Raw genomic sequence first — 26,475 nt, 5'->3', positions numbered from 1 at the left:
ACGTAGTGACCGAGCTCCTGCTTGCTGACACGTGGCATCGGGATGTTCGGCATCTGCATCCGTGGCATCTGCATCCGCGGCATGCGTGGCATCTCGATGTGTGGCATTTCTATGTGTGGCATCCGCATTTCGGGCTGCCGGACCTGGATGCCGAGCATCGGCAGGTCCAGGCTGAACCGCTTGGTGCCATTCCCGTCGGGTCCGGCGGTCGTGCGCCCTCGCGGCTGGGTGACGGCCATGATCCCTCCTAGCAGGACGCGAATTCCTTATATGTCCCTATCCACGGCACGGGTCCTCTAATTCCGGACGAGAGAGATTTGGGGATTTTTGCTGTCCCTTATCTGTTCCTTGGCTAAAGACCGGGTCAGGACGAGGATGATCGTGCGCCCGCGAATCCCTCGACGACGCGGCGGACCTTGCCCAAGGCCTCGTGGTCGCCGAGGCGCAGTGCTGTGTTCGCCGCCATGAGCACCGCGTCGATCTGGAAGGCCGCGAGCTCGGCGTCCAGGTCGGCGATCTCGCCGGCGGCCACGGCGCCGCGCAGCTCGCCGGCGATGAGCGCGAGCCAGTCGCGGTGGTGGCCGACGAGCGCGTCGCGCACCGGCCCCGGCCGGCTGTCGAAGTCGGGGAGGTTCGCCGCCCAGAAGCAGCCGCCCGCGAACAGGGGAGTCTCGGCGTAGGAGATCCAGCGCTCGGTGAGCGCGCGCAGCCGGGCCACGCCGTGCGGCACGTCCGAAACCGGCTGGATGACGGCGTCGCGGAACGCCTCGCGCGCCGAGGCGACGGTGGCGAGCTGCAGCTTCTCCTTCGTTCCGAAGAGCGTGGCGACCCCGCTCTTGCTGAGCCCGAGGTCGGTGGCCAGCCGGCCGATGCTGAGCCCGTTGAGCCCTTCCAGCGACGCGACGTCCACGGCGTGGCGCGTGATCGTCTGCCTGGCCCGCGCGCCGCGCAGGAGGCGCTGGTCGGAGATCCCGGCCGTCGCGGGGGCGGGTTGCTCTAGCTCGCTCATGAGCCCTCATCATGTCACTTGCTATTAAGTACGAACGATCGTACGTTTTGTTCGTGACTATGACAACAACGCCTCGCACCGTGGCCGCCACGCCATGGGGCGCCGTGTCGATCGTGCTGGTCGGCGCGTTCATGGCGCTTCTGGACTCGTACATCGTCATCGTCGCGGGACCGGCGATCCAGGCCGACCTGGGCGCCTCCGGCGGCGAGCTGCAGTGGATCCTGGTCGGCTACCAGCTCACCTACGCGGTGTTCCTCGTCACCGGTGGCCGGCTCGGCGACCTGTACGGCCGCAAGCGGACCTTCGTCGCCGGCATGGCCCTGTTCACGCTGGCGTCCGTCGCGTGCGCGCTCGCCCCGGCCGCGCTCGCCCTCATCGCGGCCCGTCTCGTGCAGGGCCTGGGGGCCGCGCTGATGCTCCCGCAGGTCTACGCGGTCATCACCGTGCTGGTCCCGGAGCAGGGCAGGCACCGCGCGTACGGGGTGCTCGGAGCCGTCATGGGGCTCGCCACCGTCGGCGGCCAGCTCGTCGGCGGCCTGCTGATCGGAGCCGACCTGCTCGGCTCCGGCTGGCGCCCCGTGTTCTGGATCAACGTCCCGATCGGCCTCGTCGCGATCCTGCTCGCGGCCAGGCTCCTGCCGGAGTCGCGGGCGCCGCTCGCGCGCCGGCTCGACCTGCCGGGGGTCGTCGTGCTCAGCGTCGCGCTGTTCCTCCTGGCCTTCCCGCTCATCCAGGGCCGGCAGGCGGGATGGCCCTGGTGGACCTGGGCCTGCCTGGCCGCGGCCGTCCCCGCTTTCGCCCTCTTCGTCCTCGTCGAGCGCAGGACCGCCACTCCGCTGGTGCGGATCTCCCTGTTCCGCGCGCGGTCGTTCGCCGTCGGCATCCCTCTCGTCCTGACGATCTACGCGCTGCTCTCGTCGTACTACCTCGTGCTGTCGATCTCCCTGCAGGACGGGCTCGGCATGCCGGCCCTCGGGGCGGGGCTGGTCTATGCCCCGGCCGCCCTCACCTTCTTCGTCTTCAGCATGGTCGCCGGACGGCTCGTGCCCAGGTACGGCCGTCGCGTCCTGGAGTTCGGGGCCGTCGTGCTCGCCATCGGGTACGCGGTCACGGCGGCCGTGCTGATCGGCGGCCTGCCGTTCACGCCGGCGGTCGTCATCCCGACGCTCATGCTGCAGAGCGTCGGGGGAGGGCTGCTCATCACGCCGTCGCTCAACGCGGTGCTGGCCCGGACGGACCCCGCGGACGTGGGCATGGCCTCCGGCGTGCTGTCCACCGCCCAGCAGGTCGGCAACGCGCTCGGCGTCGCGCTCATCGGAGTCGTGTTCTTCCACGCCTTCGACCCCGCCACCGGAGACCGGGCCGCCGCGGCGGCCCACGGCCTGGGGATGTCCTCGGTGTTCACCTTCGCCGTCGCGAGCGTGGCGGCGGTCCTGGTGTACCTGCTGCCCGCCCGGAAGGATTGACCGGCGTGCTTCAGGAGGGCCCCCGCGACCACGGCCGGCCGGGTGTCACTCCGATATCAGGCGGGCGGGGAAGCCGCCGGTCGCGATGGGGCCCCAGCGGTCGATGTGGACGCGGATCAGCGACTTGTCCTGGCGCCGCATGGCGGCCCGGTACTCGTCCCAGTCGGGGTGCTCGCCGGCGATGCACCGGTAGTACTCGACCAGGGCTTCGAGGGCGTCGGGCATGTCCAGCACCTCCGCGTGCCCGTCGACCTGGACGTACGGGCCGTTCCAGTCGTCGGACAGCACGCAGATGGACACCCGCTCGTCGCGGCGGGCGTTGCGGGCCTTGACCCGGTCGGGATAGGTGGAGACCACGATCCGGCCGTCCTCGTCGACCCCGCAGCTGACGGGTGACAGCTGCGGCCGGCCGTCCTTGCGGGTGGTCGAGAGCAGGCCGTGGTGCCTGGGGCGGAGGAACTCCAGCAGCTCGGGCAGGTCGACGTGGCGTGCGGTGGCGATGTTCGGAGCCATCTCATGTGCCTTTCGGTCATACGAAAACGCTTCGATCCTTTCATCCGAAGCGGCGGCCGCCGGGCCGGAGGTGTTCCCCGGCGTGATAACCCGCCCGGTCGGGGCATCAGGGAGGCGTCGGGGCAAATCGGGAGGAGTCGGGCATGTGCGGCATCTGCGGCTGGGTTGACTTCGAGCGGGACCTGATGGGCGAGAGGGCCACCGCGCAGGCCATGACGGACACGATGGCCTGCCGCGGTCCTGACGACCAAGGGCTCTGGATGGCGCCGCACGCCGCCATCGGCCACCGGAGGCTGGCCATCATCGACCTCCCCGGCGGCCGGCAGCCCATGGTCGCCGACGAGGACGGGCTGGGGCCGGCCGTCCTGACGTACAGCGGAGAGGTGTACAACTACCGCGAGCTGCGCGAGGAGCTGGCCGCCCGCGGGCACCGCTTCCGCACCCAGAGCGACACCGAGGTCGTCCTGCGCGCCTACGTCGAGTGGGGTGAGGACCTGGCCGCCCGCCTGAACGGCATGTACGCCTTCGCCGTCTGGGACGCCGAGCGCGAGGAACTGCTGCTGGTCCGCGACCGCATGGGGATCAAGCCGCTGTACTACTACCCGACCGCCCACGGCGTGCTGTTCGGCTCGGAGCCCAAGGCGATCCTCGCCAACCCGCTCGCCCACCGGGTGATCGACGCCGACGGGCTCCGCGAGCTGGTGGCGTACGTCAAGACGCCGGAGCACGGGATCTTCAAAGGCATGTACGAGGTGCGCCCCGGCCAGCTCATCCGGGTGAGCCGCGACGGGTGCAGCAAGCGCCGCTACTGGCAGCTGGAGTCCCACGAGCACCAGGACGACGTCGACTCCACCGTCAAGACGGTGCGCGACCTGCTGGAGGACATCGTCCACCGCCAGCTCATCAGCGACGTGCCGCTGTGCGCGCTGCTGTCGGGCGGTCTCGACTCCAGCACGATCACCGCGCTCGCGGCCAAGGGCCTGGCGGAGCAGGACCTCGGGAGGGTCCGCTCATTCGCCGTGGACTTCGCTGGCTACACCGAGCACTTCAAGCCCGACGCGACCCGTTCGACGCCCGACGCGCCGTACGTCCACGAGGTGGCCGAGCACATCGCCGCCGAGCACACCGACATCGTGCTGGACTCGCGGGAGCTGATGAACCCGGCCGTGCGGGCCGCCGTGCTGCGCGCCCGGGACCTGCCGATCGGCATCGGTGACATGGACAGCTCGCTCTACCTGCTGTTCGAGGCGATCAGGGGGCACTCCACGGTGGCGCTGTCCGGGGAGTCGGCCGACGAGGTGTTCGGCGGCTACCGGTGGTTCCACGACCCCGCGGCGGTGGCGGCCGACACCTTCCCGTGGTTCATTGGCGGCCTCACCGACCGCCTGGGGGTGGAGCAGCTGTTCAAGGAGGACCTGGAGCGCACGCTCGACGTCACCGGCTACCAGGACACGAGCTACCGCCAGGCCATGGCCGAGGTGCCCGAGCTGCCCGGCGAGACGGGGCACGAGCGGCGCATGCGCGAGATCAGCTATCTGCACCTCACCCGGTTCGTGCAGATCCTGCTCGACCGCAAGGACCGGATGAGCATGGCCGTCGGGCTGGAGGTCCGGGTGCCGTTCTGCGACCACCGGCTGGTGGAGTACGTCTTCAACGCCCCCTGGGCGATGAAGACCTTCGACGGGCGGGAGAAGAGCCTGCTGCGCGCGGCCGCCGCGGACCTGCTGCCGGAGTCGGTGCTCCAGCGCGTCAAGAGTCCTTACCCGGCCACCCAGGACCCCGCCTACGAACAGGCCCTGCGCGAGGAGGCCCGCGCCCTGCTCGAGCGTGACACGCCCTGCGCCCAGCTGCTCGACCTGGACAAGGCGCGTGCGCTCGTCGACCGCCCCGTGGGCGACTCCAGCTCCCTTGCGGCCCGCGCCTCGCTGGAGCGGCTGCTGCAGCTCGACGCGTGGCTCAGGGAGTACCGGGTCCATCTCGCGCTCTGACCGCCGGCCGAGACGCGGCACGCCGTTCGACGCCCGAGTGAGAGGGGAGCCGCTCGGGACGAAGACGGCGCTACCTGCCGATCAGGAGGTCGGCGTGGGCGTCGGGGTCGGGGTCTCGGAGACCGATGACGTCGGATCGGGGGTCGGGGTCTCGGTTACCGTCGGAGTGTCGGTCGGTGTCTCGGTCGGCGTCGTGGTCGGAGTCGGGCACGCGGTCGGGGTCTGCCACGCAGGCGTGCCTGGCCACCACTGCCATGCCTGCTTCCAGCCCTTGTACGACCAGATCCGCTTGGTGGGCCGCGACAGGTCGTAGACGGTGGCGGCCGTGGCTGTGGCTGTGGCTGTGGCAGTGGCTGTGGACGTGGCCGTGGACGTGGCAGTGGCTGTGGGCGTGGACGTCTGGTCGGCACCGATCGCGGTCACCGACACCCAGTCGTCCTGCTTGACCGCGCTGTTGCCGCGCCGTCCGGCGACGGTGTGCGTGTTGTCGTCGATCGCGTACGTGCGCTCGAAGCCGTCCTGGCTGCGCACGGTGATCGAGTCCTCCGCGACGGCGGTCGCCTGCCCGGTCTGGGCGAACAGGGTCACGGTGCCGCAGCCGTCCTTCGTCGCCACCGCGAACTCGCCGTGCATGGTTCCGACGAACGCCGACGGGTTGATCGGCGCTATGTCAGGAGGTTCCGTGGTGGGCGTATCCGTGGGAGTTTCGGTCGGAGTGTCAGTTGGTGTTTCGGTCGGTGTCGTGGTCGGTGTCTCCGTGGGCGTCTCGCTGATCGTCGGCGTGGGGGTCGGTGTGCCCGTCGGCGTCGTTCCCGACGCCGCCGAGGCGGCTCCGATCCCGCCCGTCGTCGCCAGCACGACGGCGGCGGCGACGATCAGCGGTCGTGGGACGCGCCTGCGCGGCCCGTCCGTTTCGAATGACAGTTCCTCGTGTGGTTGGTCAGTCGGTGGCACCTTGTCCTCCACATCGGGTTTGTCCGATTAGAACCCCCACGGACTAAGCCACGTGTAAGCCGGCGCCGGGGGATCCGCCCGCACAGCGCTGCCCGCATCCGTCGCCTTCATGCGCCAGATGGTGGACACCTCTTCAGATAGTTAGGTGTGAAATGCGAATATCAGAGTCGTTTGTCCCTTAAGTGATAGGCGGGAGCATGGCAGACGAACACGGCAGGAAGGCGCTCGTGGTGCGCGGCGGCTGGGAGGGTCACGTCCCGGTCGAGGCCACCGAGCTCTTCGTGCCCTTCCTCGAGAAGCAGGGGTTCGAGGTGCATCGGGCGGAGTCTCCTGCGCCGTACGCGGACTCCGCGTTCATGTCCGGCATCGACCTCATCGTGCAGTGCTACACGATGGGCACGATCGAGAGGGAGGAGCTGAGCGGGCTGGAGGCCGCGATCCGCGCGGGCACCGGGATGGCCGGCTGGCACGGCGGCATCGCCGACTCCTACCGCAACTCTTCCGACTACCTGCATCTCATCGGCGGGCAGTTCGCCTGCCATCCCGGCAAGGACCCGGCCGAGCGGGAAGGCACACAGGCCGACAACTTCGTGCCGTACACCGTCAACATGCTGCCCGAGGCGGCCACGCACCCCATCACCGAGGGCATCGCCGACTTCGACCTCGTCACCGAGCAGTACTGGGTCCTGGCCGACGACTACATCGACGTGCTGGCGACGACGACGCAGCAGGTCCGCCCGTGGGATCCCTGGCACCGGGAGGTCACCTCGCCGGCGATCTGGACCCGCCGGTGGGGGAACGGGAAGATCTTCGTCACCACCCCCGGGCACAGCCTCGACGTCCTGCAGAACGACAGCGTGCGCACCATCATCGAAAGGGGAATGTTGTGGGCCAGCCGGTGAACGTCGGCGTCGTGGGGTGCGGGGCGATCTCGGCCCAGTACTTCCAGACCATCGACCGGTTGCCGCAGCTGCGGCTGGTGGCCGTGGCCGATCTGGATCTCGACCGGGCCCGGGAGGCGGTGCGCCCCTATGAGGGGGTCGACGTGCTGAGCGTGGCGGAGCTGCTGGCGGACCCGCGCGTGGACGTCGTGCTCAACCTCACCGTCCCCGCCGCCCACGCCGAGGTCGCGCTGCAGGCCATAGCGGCCGGCAAGGACGTCTACGGCGAGAAGCCCCTTGCCGCGACGGCCGCGGACGCCACGCGCGTGCTGGAGGCGGCCGCAGCCGCTCAGGTACGCGTGGGGTGCGCGCCCGACACGGTGCTGGGCACGGGTACGCAGACCGCGCGCAAGGCGATCGACGACGGCCTGATCGGCAGGCCGATCGCGGCGACCGCGACGATGATGACGCCCGGCCACGAACGCTGGCATCCGAACCCCGACTTCTACTACGTCCCCGGCGGTGGCCCGCTCCTGGACATGGGGCCGTACTACATCACCAGCCTGGTGACGCTGCTCGGGCCGGTGGCGCGCGTCATCGGCGCGGCCAGCCGTACGCGTGCCAAGCGCACCATCGGCTCGGGCCCCCGCCAGGGCGAGGAGATCCCGGTCACGGTCGACACCCACGTCACCGGGGTGCTGGTGCACGCCTCGGGCGCGCTGTCCACGCTGGTGATGAGCTTCGACGGGGCGGCGACCAAGGCGCCCAACATCGAGGTGCACGGTGAGCAGGGCTCGCTCGTCGTACCCGACCCGAACCGTTTCGACGGCCAGGTCCTGATCTCGGGCAAAGACGGCTGGCAGGAGCTTCCGGAGTCGGCTGGCTATGTCGGGGCCGGGCGCGGCGTGGGGCTGCTCGACTTCGCGGCGGACCAGGATCTCCGCGCGGGCGGCTCGCTGGCCTTCCACGTGCTCGACGTCATGGAGTCGCTGCTGGCCGCGGCGGACTCGGGTACGGCGGTGACCATCACGAGCACCTGCGAACGTCCTCGTCCCGTGGCCCTCCATTCGAGCGTGTCGTAACCGGGAGCACCCGATCGGGCACTTACCGTTAGAACATGGACACCGTGGATCTCGCGCGCTGGCAGTTCGGGATCGTCACGGTGTACCACTTCCTGTTCGTGCCGCTCACGATCGGGCTGTCGGTGCTGGTGGCGATCCTGAACACGGCCTGGGTGCGCACCGGCAACCCGGCCTACCTGCGCGCCACCAAGTTCTGGGGCACGCTCTTCCTGATCAACTTCGCCATGGGCGTGGTGACGGGGATCGTGCAGGAGTTCCAGTTCGGGATGAACTGGAGCTCCTACTCCAGGTTCGTCGGTGACGTCTTCGGCGCCCCGCTCGCGCTGGAGGCGCTGCTGGCGTTCTTCCTGGAGTCGACGTTCCTGGGGCTGTGGATGTTCGGCTGGGACCGGCTGCCCAAACTGGTGCATCTCGCGTGCATCTGGACGGTCGCGATCGGCAGCATGGTGTCCGCCTACTTCATCCTGGCCGCCAACTCGTTCATGCAGTGGCCGGTGGGCTTCACCGTCGACCGGCGGGCGGAGCTGGCCGACTTCGGGGCCGTGCTGACCAACAAGGTCCTGCTGGCCACCTTCCCGCACACCATCCTGGGCTGCTGGCTGGCCGGCGGGGTGATCCTCATGGCCGTCTCCGCCTGGCACCTGGCCAGGAAGCGGGACGCCGACGTCTTCCGCCCGTCCCTCCGGCTCGGCGCGGTCGCGGTGCTCGTGGGCGCCGTCGGCACCCTCGGCTCCGGCGACGTCCTCGGCAAGATCATGACGCAGACGCAGCCGATGAAGATGGCCGCCGCCGAGGCGCTCTACGAAACCCGGCAGCCGGCGCCGTTCTCCCTGTTCACCATCGGGACGCTCGACGGCACGAGGCCGATCTTCGCGCTGGAGATCCCGGGCCTGCTGTCCCAGCTGGCCACCGGCTCGTTCGACGGCAAGGTGCACGGCGTCAACGACCTCCAGCGGGAGTACCAGCGCAGGTTCGGCCCGGGGGACTACCGTCCCTACATCCCGCTCGCCTACTGGTCCTTCCGGCTGATGATCGGCTTCGGCATGCTCGCGGGGCTGGTGGCGCTCGTCCTGCTCTGGCTGACCCGCGGCGGACGCGTACGCGGCAAGGGCTGGATCTGGCGGGTCGCCGTGTGGTCCGTCGTGCTGCCCTTCCTCGCGCACAGCTTCGGCTGGATCTTCACCGAGACGGCCAGGCAGCCGTGGATCGTCTTCACCCAGATGAAGACCGTTCACGGCGTCTCGCCCAGCGTCGGGGTGGGCACCGTGCTCACCTCGCTGATCGTCTTCACCCTCTTGTACGGCGTGCTGGCCGTGGTGGAGGCCGGCCTCATGATCAAGTACGGCCGGATGGCCCCGCCGTCCGGCGACAGCACCGAGCCAGGCGAGCCGTCGCCCGCCTACTAGTCGCCCGCCTACCAGGGGAGAGATCGCGGCATGGAGCTCACCGACGTCTGGTTCGTGGCGATCGCCGTGCTCTGGCTCGGCTATTTCGTCCTGGAGGGGTTCGACTTCGGCGTCGGCATGCTGCTGCCCGTCGTCGCCAGGAACGACGCGGAACGCCACGCGATGATCGAGACGATCGGCCCTGTCTGGGACGGCAACGAGGTGTGGCTGATCACCGCGGGAGCGGCCACGTTCGCCGCCTTCCCCGAGTGGTACGCCTCGCTGTTCAGCGCGTTCTACCTGCCACTGCTGGTGATCCTGGTGGCGCTGATCGTGCGCGGGGTGGCCTTCGAGTACCGCGGCAAACGCGACTCCCTGATCTGGCGGCGGCGGTGGGACGCCGGCATCGTGGCGGGCTCGTTCGTGCCCGCGCTGCTGTGGGGCGTCGCCTTCGCGAACATCGTGCGGGGCCTGCGGCTCGACTCCCGCCACGAGTACGTGGGCACGGTGGCGGACCTGCTCAACCCGTACGCGCTGTTCGGCGGGCTGACGACGCTGGCGCTGTTCGCCACGCACGGGGCCGTGTTCCTGGCGCTGAAGAGCACCGGGGAGATCAGCCGGCGCGCGGTCGCGGTGGCGGTGCGAACGGGCGTCGTCGCGGCGGTGCTCGCGGTGGTCTTCCTGGCCTGGACGCAGCTCCAGGGCGGGAGCCCCGCCACGGTCGTCCTGGCGGTCCTGGCCGTCGTCGCCTTCGCGTCCTCGCTGGTCGCCGTGGGCCGGGGCCGCCAGGGCTGGGCGTTCCTGCTGTCGGCGGTCGCCATCGGCCTGACCGTGATCAGCCTGTTCACGGTCCTCTATCCCGACGTCCTGCCCTCGACGATCAACCCGGCCTACAGCCTGACCGCCCGCAACGCGGCCGCGACCCCGAAGACGCTCGGCCTCATGACCTGGGTCGCGGCGATCTTCCTGCCTCTGGTGCTGCTGTATCAGGGCTGGACGTACTGGGTCTTCCGCCACCGGATCGGCGTCGGCTGACGTCCATCACCTGGCGGCGACCTGCGCTTGATCATCGCACGCGGCCTCGCCACGGATATCATCATCGGAGCCGGGGAGGAGAAGGAGCCCTCATGAGCGAGATCGCCGACCGCTATCGGACCCGAGCCGACATCTTCGCGGCCAAGATCGCCGCAGTCGCTCCCGGCCAGTGGTCCCACCCGTCCCCCTGCGCGGAATGGACCGCCAGAGACGTCGTCGGCCACATCGTCGACATGCACGCCGCGATGCTCAGCCCGCTCGGCAGGTCGCTCAGCCCCGCGCCGCCCGTCGAGGAAGACCCGGCCGCCGCCTTCGCCTCAGCGCGTGCGGACGTCGAGCCGCTGCTCACCGACCCGGCCGCCGCCGCGCGGGAGATCGACACCCCCGGCGGGCGCATGTCCGTCGAGCGGCACATCGACCAGGTCGTCAGCGCCGACATGGTGCTCCACGGCTGGGACCTCGCCCGCGCGACCGGCCAGGACGACACGATCGACCCGGCCGAGATCGAGGAGATGTGGCCCGCCGTCCAGCGGATCCCCGAGGAGATGCGCATCCCCGGCGCCTTCGGCCCGGGCGTCGTCGTCTTCGGCCCCGAGGTCGCGGTGCCCGGCGACGCTCCGCTCCAGCATCGCGTCCTCGGTCTGCTCGGCCGCGACCCCCACTGGTCCGCCTGACCGGAGCCCCGCGATCACCTCGCGGGCGTGTCCGGGGTGCGCGTGACCTTCGAGCCCAGCCAGGACACGAGCCCGGTCAGCGACTCGGCCGTCTGACTGATCACGTAGAACAGCTTCGGCGGCACGTGCGGGAGCAGCGCGGAGTGCCGGTGGCCGAGCAGCGTGAACATCTGCCCCGGCGGCAGGTCGATGTAGCGCGGCAGGTTCTCGTACCACTGGGCGCTGCGGTGGGCACTCTTCTGGGTGCCCTGGATCGCGGTTTTGCGGTCGCGCTCGTAGCGGGCGAGGGCGGCCGGCAGCGTCGCCTCCTCGTACAGCGCGTTGACCAGGCCGGCGGCGTCCCCGAGCGCGAGGGCGGTGCCCGCGCCGATGGAGTAGTGCGTGGTGTGCGCGGCGTCCCCGAGCAGGACGACGTTGTCGCGGTGCCACGTGCGGCAGGTCAGGGTGCGGAAGTTCAGCCAGTGCGAGTTGCCGTCGGGGTGCGCCCGGCCGATCAGCGGGTGCCCGTCCAGGATCTCGGAGAAGAGCTTCTCCAGGACGGCCAGGCTGTCGGCCTCGTCTGCCTCGTGGAACCCGAGCCCTCGCCAGGTCGCGGGGGAGCACTCGACGACGCAGGTGCTGTGCGTCTGGCTGAATCCGTAGCCGTAGCACCAGATCCAGCCGTGCGGGGTCTCCGTGAAGGCGAAGGTGAAGTCCTTGAAGATCCGGGTGGTGCCGAGCCAGGTGTAGAAGTTGTTCCCGACCGCGAACTCGGGGCCGAAGTGGTCGGTGTGGCGCCGGCGCAGCGTGCTCTTGACGCCGTCGCCGGCGACGATGAGCTCGGCCTCGGGCAGCTCGTGCTCGCCGGTGATCTCGCGCTCGAACTCGACGCGTACGCCGAGCGCGCGGGCCCGTTCGACGAGGATGTCGAGCAGGAGGTGCCGGCCGATGCCGTAGCCCTCGTCCCCGTGATCCACGCTCACCGTCGCGCGGTCGCGGATGTGCGCGACCCAGCTGTCCCAGTGGACCGAGTTCGCGCGGATGGCGCTCGCGGACTCGGGGTCGGCGGCGAGCAGGTAGCCGAGCAGCTCGTCCCAGTAGGTCACGCCCCAGCCGTACGTCGATCCGGCCGGGTTTCGCTCGTAGACGGTGATGTCGTGGGACGGGTCCACCCGCTTCATCAGGATGGAGAAGTACAGATTGGCGGGTCCGCCACCGACGCAGGCGACCTTCACAAGAGCCCCCGAATTACCCAAGGTAACCTATTTGTCGCTAAGAGTAACAGGGCTCGGTCGGTTGCCTGGGAGCGGGGGCGTTCCGGAGATCAGGACGAGCGCGTCCGCTCAGAGGATCAGCTCGTACTCGATCTGCTCGATCGGGTTGCCGTCGCCGAAGTCGTGGCCGCGGACCCCGCCGGACTCCGTGAAGCCGCTCTTGGCGTAGAAACGGCGGGACTGGGGCGTGCCACGCAGCGTCCACAGATGGATCCGCCCGAAGCCCTCCTCGCGGATCCTGTCCAGGGACGCGGTCATCAGGGCACCCGCGATGCCGGTGCCCCAGCCGTCGGGGTGGCCGTAGAAGCCGAAGATCTCCGCCGACTCCGGGTGCGCCGGTGAGGCGCCGAAGTAGGAGAACGCCAGCGGTCGCCCGTCCAGCGCGGCCAGCAGGATGATGTCCTTGTTCTCGGCGAGCACGCCGTGCCATTTGCCGCGCCGGTGGCTCACCGCCTCGTCGAAGAACTCCGTAGGGAAGAACCCGGCATAGGCGGCCTTCCATGACTCGGCGTGGATCTCGCCCACCGCGTCCCCGTCGCCGGGAGATGCCGGGAACACGTTGATTGCTCCGTTCATGGGAAAACGCTATCGCCGCGTGCGACCCTGCGGATGGCGTCGATGAGCCCGCGCCACGTCGGGGCGGTGCTGGTTGGCAGCAGAGCCCCTGATGAGCAAGGCCGAAAGCGACACGATGCCCGGCTATTCGGACAAGCCGGCCGGTCACCGCTTGCCCGGCCTCCGGCCGCCGGGCTGAACTGGCACCGGTCAAGCAGGGCGCCACAACCCCCATCGACGACGTTCAGGAGTCCGGCAATGCCTGTTCACGAGCCACCTACGGGAAAGGCGCGCCTGGCCGGGCGCTTCATCTGGCACTACATCGAGATGGTCATCGCGATGAGCCTCGGGATGCTGCTGCTCGGCCTGGTGTGGAGCGCGGTCCTGCCGGGGGACACCCGGTTCGACGTCAGCACGTTGATCATGGCCGCCGACATGACCATCGGCATGGCGGTCTGGATGCGGGTGCGCCGCCACGGCTGGGCCGCCGTCGGCGAGATGAGCCTGGCGATGTTCGCGCCGTTCCTCGTGCTGCTCGTCCCGTACTGGTTCGGCGCGTTGCCGGACCACCTGGTGATGTCGATCGGGCACACGCTGATGTTCGTCCTCATGGCCGTGGCCATGCTGTGGCGGCGCGAGGAGTACCTCCACCATCACCACCGCCTGCGCGTCCCGTGGAAGTGGGTCAGAAGGACGGCCGCGGTGCTGGCCGTGCTGCTGATCCCCGCTTCGGTCTCAGCCGTGAACACCATCGGCAAGTTCGGCGACCTGTACCGGGCGCGCTCGGACGCGGTGTCGGCCCAGCCGGTGGCCAAGGCCCATGATCCGGCCAAGCCCACGGTGGCCTTCCTGGTCGGCGGCAAGGGCTCCAACGTGGCCGACCTGCTCGGCCCGTACGAGGTGCTGGCGGGCACCGGCCGGGTGAACACCTACGTCGTCTCGGCGGGACCCCGGCTGGTGCCCCTGACCGGCGGCCTGGACATCGTGCCGGACCTGACGTTCGACGAGCTGACGCGGCTGATGAGCGAGCGGGGCGACAGCCTCGACGCCGTGGTGATCCCGGCCCTGCAGCCGCCCGATCCGGCCGAGTCCGCCTCGATCAGGGCCTGGCTGCGGCAGCAGTCGGCCGTCGGCGCGCTGACCGTCAGCGTCTGCGCCGGCGCCCGTACGTTCGCCGCGAGCGGGCTGCTGGACGGCAGGCCCGCCACCTCCCACTGGCTGCGGCTGTCCGGGCTGCGGAAGGATTTCCCCGACGTCAAGTGGACGGGCGGCACGCGGTACGTCGACGACGGGAACGTGATCACCACCGGCGGCGTGCTGTCGGGGGTGGACGGCGGTCTCCGGATCATCGAACGGCTGCTCGACGCGGACACCGCGCGTGCGGCGGCGCAGCGGGTCCACTGGCGCCACTACCTGCCCGGCAGGCCCACGCAGATCCCCCAATCCGCTCTGGAGCCGTCGGACGTGGTCGTCGCGCTCAACGCCTCCTACCAGACCGGGCCGACGACCATCGGCGTCCAGCTCACCGAGGGTGTCGGGGAGCTGGAGCTCGCCTCCGCGTTCGTCTCCTACACCGAGGAGTCCATGGTCGGGCGCACCGTCGCGGTCGGCGACGGCGTGATCCACTCCAAGCACGGACTGACGTTCGTCCCGCGTTCGACGGTCGCGGCGGCCGACCTCGACCGCCTCCTCGTGCCGGGGCTGGCCGCCGCGAGCCGCCGCGCGGCGGCCGCCACGGGGCCGCGGCCCGAGTACCTCCACGTCAACCCGGAGTTCGCGTTCGACCCGGTGCTGCGCGACCTCGCCCGCACCTACGACGTGCAGACCGCCCGGTTCACCGCCAAGACGCTGGAGTACCCGGTGCTCGACGTCAAGCTGACCGGCAGCGCCTGGCCGTGGTCCGCCACCCTCGTCCCCGTGCTGCTCGCCCTGCTGGGCGGCGCCGCCGCCGTCGCGACCGGCATGGTGTCCCGCCGGATCCGCGCCCGACGCCCGGAACCGTCCGACGCGCCGGCCCCCGAGGAGCCGCCGGTGACGACGGCTCCCGAGCGCTGACCCCCTCCGCCTGGTATCGGTTCAGGCCGAAATCCGCCTCATGGCCGGGCGAGCCGGAACAGGCGCTCGTTGATCTTGTAGTAGAGGTTGCCGGAGCGGTCGGCCGTCAGCCCTTCCATCCCCGCTTCCGTCCGCAACACGGTCACCGCCTTGGTCGACTTGTCGATCGAGAAGATCTGGTCGCCGGCCGTGCCGTACACGCGGGCCGGGTCCTGGGGCACGGTCAGCAGCACCCCGTCGCGCCAGGCCGCGCTGGGCTTGGCCGTGTAGTCGGGGTCGGCGAACAGCCGTTTGACGGTGATCGCGTCGGGCCGCGCCGGATCGAGGGTGAACAGCGAGCCGCCCGCCAGCCCCCACAGCTCGCCGTCCACCGCCACCAGGGCCGTGACGGCCTTGGGCGCCGTCAGCGGGAGCGGATGCGTGCGCACGGCGCCGGTGGCGGGGTCGTAGGAGAACAGCGTGGCCGACGCCCCCGGGGCGTAGACGGGGTCGACGCCCAGGGCGCCGCGCGTGGAGGTGCCGCCGAACACCTTGCCGCCCGCGTACGCCAGCGAGACGACGGCCTGGTCGGGCAGCACGCACAGGGTCCGCCCGGCCGTGCCCTGCTTCCAGACGGTGAGGGCGCCGCTGCGTTTGCCGTACTTCGGCACCGTGCCCATGTAGACGGTGCCGTCCGGCCCGCCGGCCAGCGCGTACGGCCGGTCCTGCGGGGGCGGGCCCTTGCCCGGCTCGCAGTCGTCGGCCTTGTCGCCCGCCTCGCCGCCCGTGTACCTGAGCGTGGGCGGCCACGGGCCTCCGGGCTGGTAGCTGTAGATCCGGGCCGAGGGATAGACGCCGATGTAGAGCAGGCCGTCGTGGGCCAGCAGGCTGTCGGTCTGGTTGAGCCCGTTGAGGGTGGGCCTGTCAGGCCGGTTGTCGTCGCCGTCGCCCCGCAGCGGGTCGTAGACGCCGGTGCCGCCGGTCAGGTAGCCGCCGGTGTAGACGCGGCCGTCGGGTCCCGCGCCGAGCGCGTTGATGGCGGCGGGCAGGACGGGGGTGCCGGTCACGAGGTTGCTGCTCCAGCGCCCGCCGGCGGGCTCGTACTTGAAGATCCTGGTGCCGTCCGTGGCCGCGCCGAGGCCGACCAGGGTGCTGCCCGACCAGGTGTAGCCGGTGACGTCGAGTCCGGGCCGCACGGAGGTCGCCTGCACGGTCCGGGCGGCGATGTCGTACGAGTGCAGCAGGCCGTCCTTGACGAACCAGACCAGGCCGTCGCGGGCCGGGGAGTGGTGCAGGTCAACGTCGGTGATCGCGGCGTCGGTGGCGGCCGAGTAGGAGCCGTCGGCGTCGCGGACGACGCGCAGGACGAGCAGGGTGCGGTCGATCCAGGCGAACAGCCTGTCGCCCGTCCAGGTGAGGCCGCCCACCATGGAGTTGTGGGCGTAGGCGGCCGGAAGGAGGCTGTCCACCCGGCCGGTGACGTTGTCGTACCTGATCAGGGCCGCATTCGTGCCGGTGCCGAGGTAGGTGGCGTTCGCGGCCGGGTCGTGGGCGAGGCTGCGCACGTACTGGGCGCCGGCCACAATGGGGACGCTGCCGATCGTGGTGAAGGCGCCGTTGTCGTACTTGAAGTAGCGGCCGTCGTTGTAGGTGCCGCCGTACACCTTCCCGCCCGCTCCCGGCTCCAGGTCCCAGATGAAGGAGTAGCCGCCCTCCGCCCGGCCGAGGTCGGTGATCGTGGACTGGCCGGGGACGTGCCGGTAGAGCTTGGAGTTGGGGTAGGTGCCGAGGTAGACGCTGCCGTCGGTGGCGGTGGCCGCCGCCCAGCCGCCGACGGTGGGCGTGGCCGCGCTGTCGGGGATGGTGAGCTTCTGGGTCACCTTCTCGGTGGCCACGTCGATCACGGCCAGCTGCGGGTTGGCCTCCGCGGTGCCGGTGTAGACGGCGTACGCGCTGCCGCCCGCGAACGTGGTGGCGTTGGGCACGCTGCTGTCGATCTGCACGCCCAGGTCGGTCACGTCCTTGGTGATCAGCACCTCGTCCCAGTAGGCGGTGCCCACGTCGGCCACGCCCGAGTAGATGAGGGCCGAGACGGTGGCCGTACCGGCGGGCGCGACGCCCGAGGCCGTGACGCGGTTCCAGCGCCTGCCCGTCGCCGGGGCGTTGCCGCCGCCGGCCAGCAGGTTGCCGGAGGCGTCACGGAAGCGCAGATACAGGTACGCGGTGCCGCTGTCGGCCCACACCTGGGCCTGCAGGGTGTAGCGGGTGCCCGCGGTGGCGGGCACCCCCGGCATGCTCTCCCTGCCGTAGGCGGCGGCCGGGTCGGCGTCGGTGACGCGCGCCGTGCTGCGCCCGTCCCAGGACACGGCCTCGACGCCGCCCGCGGTGTGCGAGCCGCTCCAGCCGGCCAGCCCTTCGTCGAAGCCGTCGTTGGCGATCCGCAGGTCGGCCGCGAACGCGGGCGTTCCTGGCGGCGCCGCGAGCAGTGCCGCCAGGAACGCCGCCGCCACCGCTCCGCGCGTGAGCCGGGGCCACCTTACGTGCCCCTCCACGGGAATCCGCACGGCACCACCTCCGGGGTCGTGTTCGTTTACGCTCAATTCCGGTCCCGACCGTAACCTTATGGGCGGGGCCCGTCAATGGCGCCGGCCATCCCCCGTGAGAGCTACCTGAATCGTCCGCTCATTGGTGATTCGCCGGACGCCATCGCGCTCATACCGTCTTCGCCAGGGCCGCCGATCGCGCGGCCGACGTCAACGGAGGTCACCATGAGCACGCCAGCCACAGTCCCCGGCGACGGTCGGATACGCAGGATCGCCCGCTTCCCCCTCACCTGGATGCTGATCGGGCTGCTCGGCCTCATCGTGGTGTCGGCGCTGACCGGGGGCGGAGCGCCGGTGCTCGCCTTGGTGGGCGCGGTCGCCGCGGTGGTCGTCTACCAGGCGGTCATGCGCTTCGTCGCGGGGCGGCCCGCTCCGGAGATCGCCAGAGACGGGGCCGGACGGGAGGCGCTGTCCGGTGCCGGGATCGGCCTGGGGTTCGTGCTCGGCTCCGTGCTCCTGATCGCGGCGGCCGGCGGCTATTCGTTCTCGTGGTCGTCGGGGAACGTCCTGCCGGTGGTGTTCACGGCGGTCGGCGCGGCGGTCACCGAGGAGCTGATGTTCCGCGGCCTGGCGTTGCAGGCCCTGGAGGCGCTGTGGGGCAGCCGGGTGGCGCTGGCGATCACCGCGTTGCTGTTCGGCGGCATGCACCTGGCCAACCCGGGAGCCAGCCTCTGGAGCTCGCTGGCGATCGCCGTCGAGGCCGGCGTCCTGCTCGGTGCCGCGTACCTCTGGCGGCGCAGCATCTGGTTCGTCGTGGGACTCCACTTCGCCTGGAACGCCACCGAGGGACTGCTGGGCATCCCGGTCTCCGGCCACGTGTCGCCCGGTCTGCTGACCGCCGAGGTCTCGGGTCCGGCGGTGCTGACCGGGGGCGAGTTCGGGCTGGAGGCGTCGATCGTGCCCGTCCTGCTGAGCTTGCTGCTCGCCGTACCCATGCTCGTCCTCGCGCACCGGCGCGGCGGATTGCTCCCTGCGCGGCGTGGGGGTCGTTAGGCTTGCCCGGTGTTCGCGAACGCCGCCCGTTCCGCCCGCTTATGGTCAGACCGGTGGCGAGCTTGCCACCTGTCCGTGAAGGACACCGCGCTCGCGGCGGCGCTCATGCTGCTGACGTCCGTGCCGACGATGTCCGCCATCGGGGCGCAGCTCGGCGACCTGCCCAAGCGCCCGCTGGACGCGCTGGCCGTGGCGCTGGCCGTGGCCCAGTCCGCGCCGCTGGTGGTACGCAGCCGATGGCCCGCGGGCTGTCTCGCGATCATCGGCGCCGCCTTCGCTGTTCATCAGGCGCTGAGCTACCCGCAGACGTTCGCCAGCATCGGGCTCTATCTGTCCCTGTACGCCGCCGGCGCCTATCAGGTCCGGTTCCGCCGCGGCCTCGTCGCGGTGTCGACCGTGGGCTATGTCCTGCTGGTCGTCGTGCTGCACGGCCTGGGGTCGCCCAACGGAGTCCCGGCGTTCCTCGTGTTCTATCTGACGTTGGCGGTGATCTGGATGACAGGTGCCGGGATGCGCCGGTGGCGGGCTGACGAGGCCGAGCGACGGCGCCTGAGCGCGGAGGTGGCCGCGGCGGCCGAACGGGCGCGCATCGCCCGCGAGCTGCACGACGTGGTCACCCATCATGTGACCGCCATGGTCGTCCAGGCCGACGCGGCGCAGTTCCTGGTCGGCAGCGCGCCGGAGCGCGCCGGGGTCGGACTCGCCGCCATCAGCGACACCGGCCGGCGGGCGCTGACGGAGCTGCGTTACCTGCTCGGAGTGCTGGAGGCCACCGGCGATTCGGCGGTCGCGGGCCGCGCGCCGGCCCTGGGCAAGATCGGCGACCTGGTCGAACAGGCCCGGCTGGCCGGCCAGCCCGTCGAGCTGACCGAACGCGGCGACCAGCGGCCGCAGTCCGTCGACGTGGAGCTGGCCGCCTACCGGGTGGTGCAGGAGACGCTCACCAACGCGATCAAATACGCGACGGGTCGGCCCACCGCGGTCACGGTCCACCACCACGACGACCACCTCGAGATCGAGGTGATCACCGACGGGCCCGCCGACGCCGCCCCGGTCGTGCCGTCGGGCGGGCGAGGTCTGGACGGGCTGCGGGAACGCGTACGCATGCTCGACGGCGAACTGGCGGCCGGGCCCCGCCCCGGCGGCGGGTTCGGCGTCCGAACCCTCATTCCGTACAGGAGCAGTCCATGACCGACACGCCGATCCGGGTGCTCATCTGCGAGGACCAGGCACTGGTGCGCGCCGGCTACATCACCATCTTCTCCGTCCAGCCGGACATGGAGGTCGTCGGGGAGGCCGCGGACGGCCGCGCGGCCGTCGAGGCCGCCCGGCTGCTGCGCCCGGACGTCATCGTGATGGACATCCGGATGCCCATCGTGGACGGCATCGAGGCCACCCGGCGGCTGGCCGGCCCCAGCACGGAGGCCCCGGCGAAAGTGCTGGTCGTCACCACCTTCAACGTCGACGAGTACGTCTACGAAGCGCTCAAGGCCGGCGCCAGCGGCTTCCTGCTCAAGGACGCGCCACCGGCGGAGCTGGTCAACGGCGTGCGGACCATCGCCCGTGGCGACTCCCTCCTGGCGCCCGCCGTCACCCGCACGCTCATCGGCCACTTCGCCGAACGGCTCCGCCCCGCCGACCCGTCCCGCCCGGCCAGGGACGAGATCGTGCGCACGCTGACCCCCCGCGAACTCGAGGTCCTCGAACAGATCGCGGGCGGCCTGTCGAACGCGGAGATCGCCGAGAAGCTGTTCATCACCGCCGAGACCGTGAAGACCTACGTGTCGCGGATCCTGGCCAAACTCGAGCTGCGCGACCGCGTGCAGGCCGTCGTCCTCGCCTACCGGGTGGGGCTGGTGTCCGGCACGGACTGAGCTGCCACTTTGATTACGCAGGGTTATTTTCGCAGCTAGGACGGGCACAACGTCAGGAGTGCCCGCCTGGAGGAGCCCAATGCCGACCGTCGTCCGGTTCACCGCCGCCGCTCTGCTGGTCGTACTCGCCGCTGCCTGCGCCGACTCGCGTACCACGCCGTCAACGCCGCTGTCGGTGGCGACGGATACGCTGCCACCCACGACGGACACCGTGTCTCCCGTGCCGACCGCCTCCGTCCGGCCCTCGTCCACCGGGCATCACCCGGCCGACGGGAGCAGCCTGGCGTCCTGCAAGGACGCCGACTGCGAGGTCGAGGTACGGGCAGGCGACCGGCTCCGGATCGACAAGCGGTTCGGCGTGCAGCGGATCACCATCAGCTCGCTCGACCCGGACGAGGCCACCATCGCGCTCCTGGGCTTCACCGGCGGGCTGCAGGCCGAGGGGGCGAACGTCAGCATCTCCAGCAGCTGCGTCAACGGGCGCTGCCGCGACGAGGGCAAGCTGTCCCTGGCTCCCGGCAGGTCCGCCCGCATCAACAACCTGCGGCTGGAAGTGCCCTACCTCTCCCGCGACCACGCCATCCTGCGCCTCACCCCCAGGTGAGGCGCCGGGCTTTCGGCTCCTCAGCTCAGAGCACGATTGACGGCCGCGACGTACTTGTAGAAGGCTTTCGTGCGGTTGGCCGGGTTCTCGATCCAGGCGCGATTCAGCTTGCCTTCCTTGAATAACCGCTCCCGCTGACCCCGGCTGATTTCCAGCTGCACCCCCATGCCCCTGCGGTTTCTGTTCGCGATGTTCCGGGGGCTGTCGCCGCCGATTTCGTCGGGTACGGACGCCGAGACGGGGAACCCGGCGGCGCGCAGCTCGGCCGTCACCTTTTTGATCAATGTCGTGTCGCGCCCGCCGACGTAGGTGGTGGCAGCGGTGCCCGCCGCGGCGTGCCAGGAGATGGTGTAGTCGACGGCGGCCACCACCGAGAGCGCCTTGGGTTCGTCGAAGTGCGTAGAGGTGATGTGCAGAGCGCTGTTGCCGCTGTCCTTGATGCCGACGAATGAGTAGTAGGCGTGCTTGCGTCCCGCGGCCTGGTCGGCGAGCTGGGACGTCGGCGCCTCAATGGCGCCGCCGTGGATGGCGATGTGCGCCACCTTCGCTCCGCCGGGGACGCGAAGGACGCGGCGATAGTCCCGGCCCTCGGTTTCATGGGCGGAGAGCTCGGCGTAGTTGGCGTAGACATCGCTCGCGGACACGGCGTGAGCGGCGGGAGCGAGGCCGATCACGAGCACGCTCGCGACGGCGACGGACACGATCTTCTCCACGTGGCACCTTTCGACGATCTTCTTGACCGCCATCATGCCGCCGTCTTCCCCGGGAGCCAGACCTTCACCACCGGATGGAACGGCACCTGGTCCGCGACCCCGCCCACGACACCCACCGGCCACCTCAGAAGAGTCCGCACGTCAGGTCGTGCTCCAGCGTGCGGGCGTAGGACTCGACGCCGGCCACGATGTCGATCGTGTCGGGGTCGAGCAGCCACTGGGTCTGCAGGCCGTCGAGAGTCGCGATGATCTCGGCGGCCTTGGCCGCGGGGTCGATGTCCTGACGGGCGAGCCCGGCGGCCTGGGCCGACCGGATGCTGTCGGCGACGATGGCGCGCATCGCGCGGTAGCGGTCGACGAAGTGCCGGTGGCCGGGCGCGCCGGGCTCCAGGCTCTCGGCGACCAGCACGGTGAACAGCTTGGCCAGCCCCGCCCGCTCCTTGTTGCGGCGCGCGAACTCCGGCATGGCCCGCAGCCGCCCGGAGGGCTCCATGCCCAGGAGCTCCATCGCGAACGCCTCGCTGTCGAGGTCGCGCCGTTCGATCACGGCCAGGAGCAGTCCCGCCTTGCTGCCGAAGTGATGCAGGAGGCCGGGCTCGCTGATGCCGGCCCGGGCCGCGACGGCGGGCAGGGAGGTGCCGCGGAAGCCGTCGCGCGCGAACATCTCCGCGGCCACGGCGATGATCTCCTCTCGCCGTAAGCGCGCGCGTTCCTGTCTGCTGGGGTCTTGCCTACTTCGGGCCACGGTGTTAAATCTAACCCATCACTTACCGAGTGCTCAGTAAGTGAATTCCCCCAGAAGTAGCGAGGTGTGACTCATGTCATCGAGGCGCCGACGCATCACAGGGTTAGTGACCGCGGGAATCCTGCTGGCCGGGCTGGGCACCTGCCAGCAGGTGCAGGCCGCGCAGCGGGAGCCGGTCATCCTGATCCACGGCTGGAACGGGTCGCCGACCGAGTTCGCTCAGATGGAGGCGGCGCTGGAGCAGGCCGGCCATCCCGCGTACACGATCGACCTCCCCGGCGAGGAGAACATCGCCAACGCGGGAGCCATCAGGGACCTGGTGGCACAGGTACGGCAGGAGAACGGCGGCGGGAAGGTCAGCCTAGTCGGGCACAGCATGGGAGGGCTGTCGGCGCGCTATTACCTGAAGTCCCTCGGCGGCGCCGATGCCACGCTGAGCTACGTCTCGATGGGCACCGGGCAGCGCGGCTACTGGCCGGCCTGCCTCCTTCCGGCGAACCAGGGCGGGCAGATGTGCCCGACCAGCACCTTCATCAGCCAGCTCAACAGCGGCGACCCGACGCCCGACCCCGTCCGCTACACGCTGCTGGTGAGCTCGCTCGACGAGACCCGCAATGACGTCATCGACGGCGTGTGGTGCAAGGCCGAGTTCCCCGGGGTGGCGCATGCCGACGAGCCGAAGTCGCAGGTGTTCATCGACGGGGTGATCAGCGCTCTGGACGGGACCTGCCCGTCCTGATCCCGGTACAGCTGGCTGTACCCCAACGCTCCAGCGCACGGGATCGATCAAGGATGCCGTGCGCCGACATGCTGGGTGATGTCCGAAGCGGACGACCCCCACCAAGAAATCAGGAGCGTTTCCCATGTCGCGTACCTCTTCCGAGTCGAAGTCCTCCCGGCGCGTGCGGGTCCTCGCCGCGGCGGCGCTGGCGGCGCTGGCGGGGCTGGTCGTGGCGGGGACGCCGGCCGCCGCGGCCACCGGGCTCGGCCGCACCGCGAACGTCGTGCGGCAGAGCCCGGACGAGAGCCTGTCCGCCGAGCTGGCCGAGGTGCGGGACGAGCTGAAGCGCAACCACCGGCCCGACGCCGTGCAGCGCAAGCTGGACGCGCTGGTGGAGAAGGACAAGTTCCCGGCGGCGCTGGCGGCGGTGCAGGACGGCAAGGGCCGGACCCGCCACTACACCGCCGGGGTCGCGGACCTGACGACCAAGGAGGAGGTCCCGGTCGACGGCCGGGTGCGGATCGCGAGCAACACCAAGATGTTCACCGCGGTGGCGGTGCTGCAGCTGGTCGGCGAGGGCAAGGTCGATCTGGACGAGCCGATCGAGGCATACCTGCCGAAGGTGGTCCGCGGCAAGGGCATCGACGGCAGGAAGATCACGGTGCGGCAGCTGCTGCAGCACACCAGCGGCCTGCCGAACTACACCCGCTGGATGCCGAGCATCTTCGAGAGCCGCAACGTCTACCGCTCGCCCCAGGACCTCCTGGACATGGCGTTCGCGCACAAGGCGTCGTTCGCGCCGGGCACGAGCTGGGAGTACAGCAACACCAACTACGTGCTGGCGGGCCTGCTGATCGAGAAGGTCACCGGCCGTCCGGTGGCCGAGGTGATCACGGATCGCATCATCGAGCCGCTCGGGCTGCGTGACACGTACTGGCCGGGCAAGGGGGACAGGACGATCCGCGGGCGTCACCCGCAGGGGTACGGGTCGGAGCAGCCCGGCGGCAAGCTGAAGGACATCACGAACCTGGACCCGTCGTGGGGATGGGCGGCCGGCCAGCTGATCGGCACCCCGAGCGACCTCAACCGCTTCATGACCGCCCTGATGGGCGGCAAGCTGCTCAAGCCGGAGCAGCTGGCGGCGATGAAGCACACGATGAAGGCGCCCGGGTTCCCGGCCGGCTGGGAGTACGGGCTGGGCCTGATGAAGATGCCGCTGAGCTGCGGCGGCGTCACCTGGGGCCACGGCGGTGACATCGACGGGTACGAGACCCGCAACGGGGTGACCGAGGACGGCCGCGCCGCCACCGTCGCCGTCACGGCGCTGCCCCCCGACGAGGAGGCCCACCAGCACGTGATCGAGGCCATGGACACCGCGCTGTGCGCCAAGCGGTAGCCGGTCCTTGACGAAAGCCGCCCGGATCCTGTCCGGGCGGCTTTCGTATGTCGGGATTTACCGTGGCCCGATCATTCGTGTCAACTCTCCCTGCAGACTTTCTTCGGTCGCTGATGAAAATTTCACGAATGCGAAACTTTATGGCCGGGAAGTTCGGGCAGGTTATGCGTATACAGCGCGTTTTGGACCGATCCTGTGAGTGGCGTGACATTGACATATGTGCTTGATCTCAAGAATCTGCTTGGGAGCGCTCCTATAACTTTCAACAGTCAGGAAAGGGCATTTGCCGTGGATCTGTTGGACAAGAATCAGGGGCTCTTCCTGGCCCTGTACCGGATCGTGCTGGGACTGCTGTTCGCCTGCCACGGCGCGGCGACGCTCTTCGACGTGCTGGGCGGGGCGCAGGGCCCGGTGCCCACCTTCGGACAATGGCCCGGCTGGTGGGCCGCGGCCATCGAACTGGTCGGCGGCATCCTCGTCCTGCTCGGACTGGGCGCCCGCGTCGCCGCCGTCCTCTGCTCGGGCACCATGGCCTACGCCTACTTCGTCGTGCACCAGCCTCAGGCGTTGTTCCCGATCGAGAACGGCGGTGAGAAGGCGGCGCTCTTCTGCTGGGGCTTCCTGCTCATCGCCGTCCTCGGGCCCGGCCGCTGGGCGCTGTCCACGCTGCTGACGCCTTCGCGGCAGCTCGCCCACGACGGGGCTGAAGTCACTCGGTGAGGAACAGCTCGACGACGGGCACGGCGACGTCGGGGCGCTGTACGGGCAGGTCGAGGGTCAGGACGTCCGGCGACGCGGCTCCCATCGTGGTGAGGCCGGCCTGCTGGCCGGGGTCGATGACCCGCGTACGGATCTCCGACGCGTCGTGCAGGAACTGGGCGTACTTCACCCGCCCGGCCAGCCCCGGCAGGTGCAGGTGGCCGAACGGCCAGGCGAACAGGTGCAGGTAGAGCCGGTCGCCACGCTGGGTGTAGCGGCAGTCGGGAGGCGCCGTGAAGCCGCTGGGACCGCAGCCGTAGATCGAGCGGGAGTTCAGCCGCATCCAGGCGCCGATGTCGGCGAGCGTCCCGCGCGCGCGGGGGTCGATCTGGCCGCGCCCGTCCGGGCCCACGTTGAGCAGCAGGTTGCCGCCCTTGGCGACGCTGTCGACCAGCATCCGTACGAGCAGGTCCGGAGACTTGTAGTCGAGGTTGTCCCGGTCGTACCCCCAGCTGCCGTTGAGCGTCTGGCACGCCTCCCACGGCACCTCGTGCCCGTCGACGACCATCGGCCCGGCGGGCTGGTACTGCTCGGGGGTGACGAAGTCGCCGGGGATGTCGAGCCGGTCGTTGACGATGACCTCCGGCTGGAGCTCCCTGACCATCGCGAGCAGCTCGTCCGAGCGCCAGTCGTCGGCGCCCTTGCCACCCCAGTTCCCCGGCCTGCCCCGGTAGGAGAAGTCGAAGAACAGGTAGTCGATCCGGCCGTAATCGGTGAGCAGCTCGCGCACCTGGGCATGCAGGTAGTCGGCGTACTTGGAGACGTCGCGGCCCGCGGCGGCGGCCTTGAACGCCTCGTCGTCACGCTGGGGATGCAGCGAGTCGACCGGGAACTCGGGATGGTGCCAGTCGATCAGGGAGTGGTAGAACCCGACCTTCAGACCCTCGGCGCGGACGGCCTCCACGAACGGCGCGATCAGGTCCTTGCCCCAGGGCGTGCGCGTCGCCTTGTAGTCGGTCTGCGCCGAGTCCCACAGGCAGAAGCCGTCGTGGTGCTTGGTCGTGAGGACGATGTAGCGCATGCCGGCCTCCTTGGCCAGCCGCGCCCATCGCGCCGGGTCGTACAGGTCGGGATCGAAGTGGTCGAAGTAGCGCTGGTAGTCCTCGTCGGTCAGGCGCTCGCGGTTCTTCACCCACTCGTGCCGGGCCGCCAGAGAGTACAGACCCCAGTGCACGAACATGCCGAACCGGGATTCGGCGAACCAGGCGTGGTGCTGCACGATGTCCCTCTTCTTCAAG

25 protein-coding genes are annotated in these 26,475 nt (G+C 70.3%); 16 read left to right on the top strand and 9 right to left on the bottom strand.

Features of this window, described 5'->3' with window-relative positions; genetic code table 11:
• Positions 1-5 precede the first annotated feature (5 nt).
• Positions 6-251: a hypothetical protein gene (locus ABZX61_RS24110; RefSeq protein ID WP_355197729.1), complete on the top strand. Its 246-nt coding sequence runs from the start codon at positions 6-8 to the stop codon at positions 249-251.
• Positions 252-364: 113 nt separating this feature from the next.
• On the opposite strand, the gene ABZX61_RS24105 is transcribed toward ABZX61_RS24110, so the two are convergent.
• The gene (locus tag ABZX61_RS24105) at positions 365-1,009 is read right to left on the bottom strand and encodes a TetR/AcrR family transcriptional regulator (protein WP_355197727.1); all 645 of its coding nucleotides are present in this window, start codon (positions 1,007-1,009) and stop codon (positions 365-367) included.
• Positions 1,010-1,068: 59 nt separating this feature from the next.
• Between ABZX61_RS24105 and ABZX61_RS24100 the strand changes: the two genes are divergently transcribed.
• Positions 1,069-2,475, top strand: coding sequence for an MFS transporter (locus ABZX61_RS24100; RefSeq protein ID WP_355197847.1), 1,407 nt, complete (start codon positions 1,069-1,071; stop codon positions 2,473-2,475).
• Between the two features lie 45 nt (positions 2,476-2,520).
• Here ABZX61_RS24100 and ABZX61_RS24095 read toward each other — a convergent pair whose 3' ends face one another.
• Entirely contained in the window at positions 2,521-2,988 is a 468-nt protein-coding gene (locus ABZX61_RS24095; protein ID WP_350726078.1) for a PPOX class F420-dependent oxidoreductase, read from the bottom strand.
• Positions 2,989-3,131: 143 nt separating this feature from the next.
• On the opposite strand from ABZX61_RS24095, the gene asnB reads away from it, so the two are divergent.
• Entirely contained in the window at positions 3,132-4,976 is a 1,845-nt protein-coding gene (asnB, locus tag ABZX61_RS24090) for an asparagine synthase (glutamine-hydrolyzing) (protein ID WP_355197725.1), read from the top strand.
• Positions 4,977-5,057: 81 nt separating this feature from the next.
• Here the strand turns inward: asnB and ABZX61_RS24085 are convergent, their stop codons facing one another.
• Positions 5,058-5,609, bottom strand: coding sequence for a hypothetical protein (locus ABZX61_RS24085; RefSeq protein ID WP_355197723.1), 552 nt, complete (start codon positions 5,607-5,609; stop codon positions 5,058-5,060).
• A 518-nt stretch (positions 5,610-6,127) separates the two neighbouring features.
• Between ABZX61_RS24085 and ABZX61_RS24080 the strand changes: the two genes are divergently transcribed.
• From ABZX61_RS24080 to ABZX61_RS24060, 5 genes are all read left to right on the top strand, one after another.
• Entirely contained in the window at positions 6,128-6,832 is a 705-nt protein-coding gene (locus tag ABZX61_RS24080) for a ThuA domain-containing protein (RefSeq protein WP_355197721.1), read from the top strand.
• Positions 6,817-7,893: a Gfo/Idh/MocA family oxidoreductase gene (locus ABZX61_RS24075; RefSeq protein ID WP_355197719.1), complete on the top strand. Its 1,077-nt coding sequence runs from the start codon at positions 6,817-6,819 to the stop codon at positions 7,891-7,893. Before ABZX61_RS24080 ends, ABZX61_RS24075 begins: the two co-directional genes overlap by 16 nt.
• A gap of 35 nt (positions 7,894-7,928) precedes the next feature.
• The gene (locus tag ABZX61_RS24070) at positions 7,929-9,299 is read left to right on the top strand and encodes a cytochrome ubiquinol oxidase subunit I (protein WP_355197718.1); all 1,371 of its coding nucleotides are present in this window, start codon (positions 7,929-7,931) and stop codon (positions 9,297-9,299) included.
• Between the two features lie 30 nt (positions 9,300-9,329).
• Positions 9,330-10,313: a cytochrome d ubiquinol oxidase subunit II gene (cydB, locus tag ABZX61_RS24065; protein WP_355197716.1), complete on the top strand. Its 984-nt coding sequence runs from the start codon at positions 9,330-9,332 to the stop codon at positions 10,311-10,313.
• 92 nt (positions 10,314-10,405) lie between these two features.
• A complete protein-coding gene (locus ABZX61_RS24060) occupies positions 10,406-10,987 on the top strand; it encodes a TIGR03086 family metal-binding protein (RefSeq protein ID WP_350726063.1) in 582 nt (193 codons plus the stop codon).
• Positions 10,988-11,001: 14 nt separating this feature from the next.
• Here ABZX61_RS24060 and ABZX61_RS24055 read toward each other — a convergent pair whose 3' ends face one another.
• Entirely contained in the window at positions 11,002-12,201 is a 1,200-nt protein-coding gene (locus tag ABZX61_RS24055; RefSeq protein WP_355197714.1) for an FAD-dependent monooxygenase, read from the bottom strand.
• Between the two features lie 108 nt (positions 12,202-12,309).
• On the bottom strand, positions 12,310-12,816 hold the full coding sequence (locus tag ABZX61_RS24050) for a GNAT family N-acetyltransferase (protein ID WP_355197712.1): 507 nt from the start codon (positions 12,814-12,816) through the stop codon (positions 12,310-12,312).
• Between the two features lie 237 nt (positions 12,817-13,053).
• On the opposite strand from ABZX61_RS24050, the gene ABZX61_RS24045 reads away from it, so the two are divergent.
• The gene (locus ABZX61_RS24045; protein ID WP_355197710.1) at positions 13,054-14,850 is read left to right on the top strand and encodes a DJ-1/PfpI family protein; all 1,797 of its coding nucleotides are present in this window, start codon (positions 13,054-13,056) and stop codon (positions 14,848-14,850) included.
• A 38-nt stretch (positions 14,851-14,888) separates the two neighbouring features.
• On the opposite strand, the gene ABZX61_RS24040 is transcribed toward ABZX61_RS24045, so the two are convergent.
• The gene (locus ABZX61_RS24040) at positions 14,889-17,393 is read right to left on the bottom strand and encodes a hypothetical protein (protein WP_355197708.1); all 2,505 of its coding nucleotides are present in this window, start codon (positions 17,391-17,393) and stop codon (positions 14,889-14,891) included.
• Between the two features lie 204 nt (positions 17,394-17,597).
• Between ABZX61_RS24040 and ABZX61_RS24035 the strand changes: the two genes are divergently transcribed.
• From ABZX61_RS24035 to ABZX61_RS24020, 4 genes are all read left to right on the top strand, one after another.
• Positions 17,598-18,425, top strand: coding sequence for a CPBP family intramembrane glutamic endopeptidase (locus ABZX61_RS24035; protein ID WP_355197706.1), 828 nt, complete (start codon positions 17,598-17,600; stop codon positions 18,423-18,425).
• A 75-nt stretch (positions 18,426-18,500) separates the two neighbouring features.
• The gene (locus ABZX61_RS24030) at positions 18,501-19,616 is read left to right on the top strand and encodes a histidine kinase (protein WP_355197704.1); all 1,116 of its coding nucleotides are present in this window, start codon (positions 18,501-18,503) and stop codon (positions 19,614-19,616) included.
• Positions 19,613-20,299, top strand: coding sequence for a response regulator transcription factor (locus tag ABZX61_RS24025; RefSeq protein ID WP_355197702.1), 687 nt, complete (start codon positions 19,613-19,615; stop codon positions 20,297-20,299). The genes ABZX61_RS24030 and ABZX61_RS24025 overlap by 4 nt, the downstream gene beginning before the upstream one ends.
• A gap of 79 nt (positions 20,300-20,378) precedes the next feature.
• Complete coding sequence (locus ABZX61_RS24020) at positions 20,379-20,903, top strand: hypothetical protein (protein WP_355197700.1); 525 nt, start codon at positions 20,379-20,381, stop codon at positions 20,901-20,903.
• A gap of 20 nt (positions 20,904-20,923) precedes the next feature.
• On the opposite strand, the gene ABZX61_RS24015 is transcribed toward ABZX61_RS24020, so the two are convergent.
• The gene (locus tag ABZX61_RS24015; RefSeq protein WP_350726045.1) at positions 20,924-21,616 is read right to left on the bottom strand and encodes a poly-gamma-glutamate hydrolase family protein; all 693 of its coding nucleotides are present in this window, start codon (positions 21,614-21,616) and stop codon (positions 20,924-20,926) included.
• A gap of 124 nt (positions 21,617-21,740) precedes the next feature.
• Positions 21,741-22,292 (bottom strand): TetR/AcrR family transcriptional regulator, encoded by a 552-nt coding sequence (locus ABZX61_RS24010; RefSeq protein ID WP_355197698.1) that lies wholly within the window; start codon positions 22,290-22,292, stop codon positions 21,741-21,743.
• A 175-nt stretch (positions 22,293-22,467) separates the two neighbouring features.
• Here ABZX61_RS24010 and ABZX61_RS24005 point away from each other — a divergent pair, with 175 nt between their 5' ends.
• The 3 genes from ABZX61_RS24005 to ABZX61_RS23995 all read left to right on the top strand — a co-directional run bounded on the left by ABZX61_RS24005 (position 22,468) and on the right by ABZX61_RS23995 (position 25,198).
• Complete coding sequence (locus tag ABZX61_RS24005) at positions 22,468-23,100, top strand: alpha/beta fold hydrolase (protein WP_355197696.1); 633 nt, start codon at positions 22,468-22,470, stop codon at positions 23,098-23,100.
• A 124-nt stretch (positions 23,101-23,224) separates the two neighbouring features.
• Positions 23,225-24,478 carry a serine hydrolase domain-containing protein gene (locus ABZX61_RS24000; protein WP_355197694.1) on the top strand — a complete coding sequence of 418 codons (1,254 nt, stop codon included), beginning with the start codon at positions 23,225-23,227 and terminating at the stop codon, positions 24,476-24,478.
• Between the two features lie 288 nt (positions 24,479-24,766).
• Positions 24,767-25,198, top strand: coding sequence for a DoxX family protein (locus ABZX61_RS23995; protein ID WP_355197692.1), 432 nt, complete (start codon positions 24,767-24,769; stop codon positions 25,196-25,198).
• Here the strand turns inward: ABZX61_RS23995 and ABZX61_RS23990 are convergent.
• Positions 25,188-26,474, bottom strand: coding sequence for an alpha-L-fucosidase (locus ABZX61_RS23990; RefSeq protein ID WP_355197690.1), 1,287 nt, complete (start codon positions 26,472-26,474; stop codon positions 25,188-25,190). The two genes, ABZX61_RS23995 and ABZX61_RS23990, sit on opposite strands and share 11 nt — an antisense overlap.
• Position 26,475 lies beyond the last annotated feature (1 nt).

Source organism: Nonomuraea sp. NPDC003709 (genome assembly GCF_040610775.1).
Classification (GTDB): Bacteria; Actinomycetota; Actinomycetes; order Streptosporangiales; family Streptosporangiaceae; genus Nonomuraea; species Nonomuraea angiospora_A.
The sequence above is the reverse complement of the archived record's forward strand: the minus strand, read 5'-3'. Positions and strand labels throughout refer to the sequence as shown.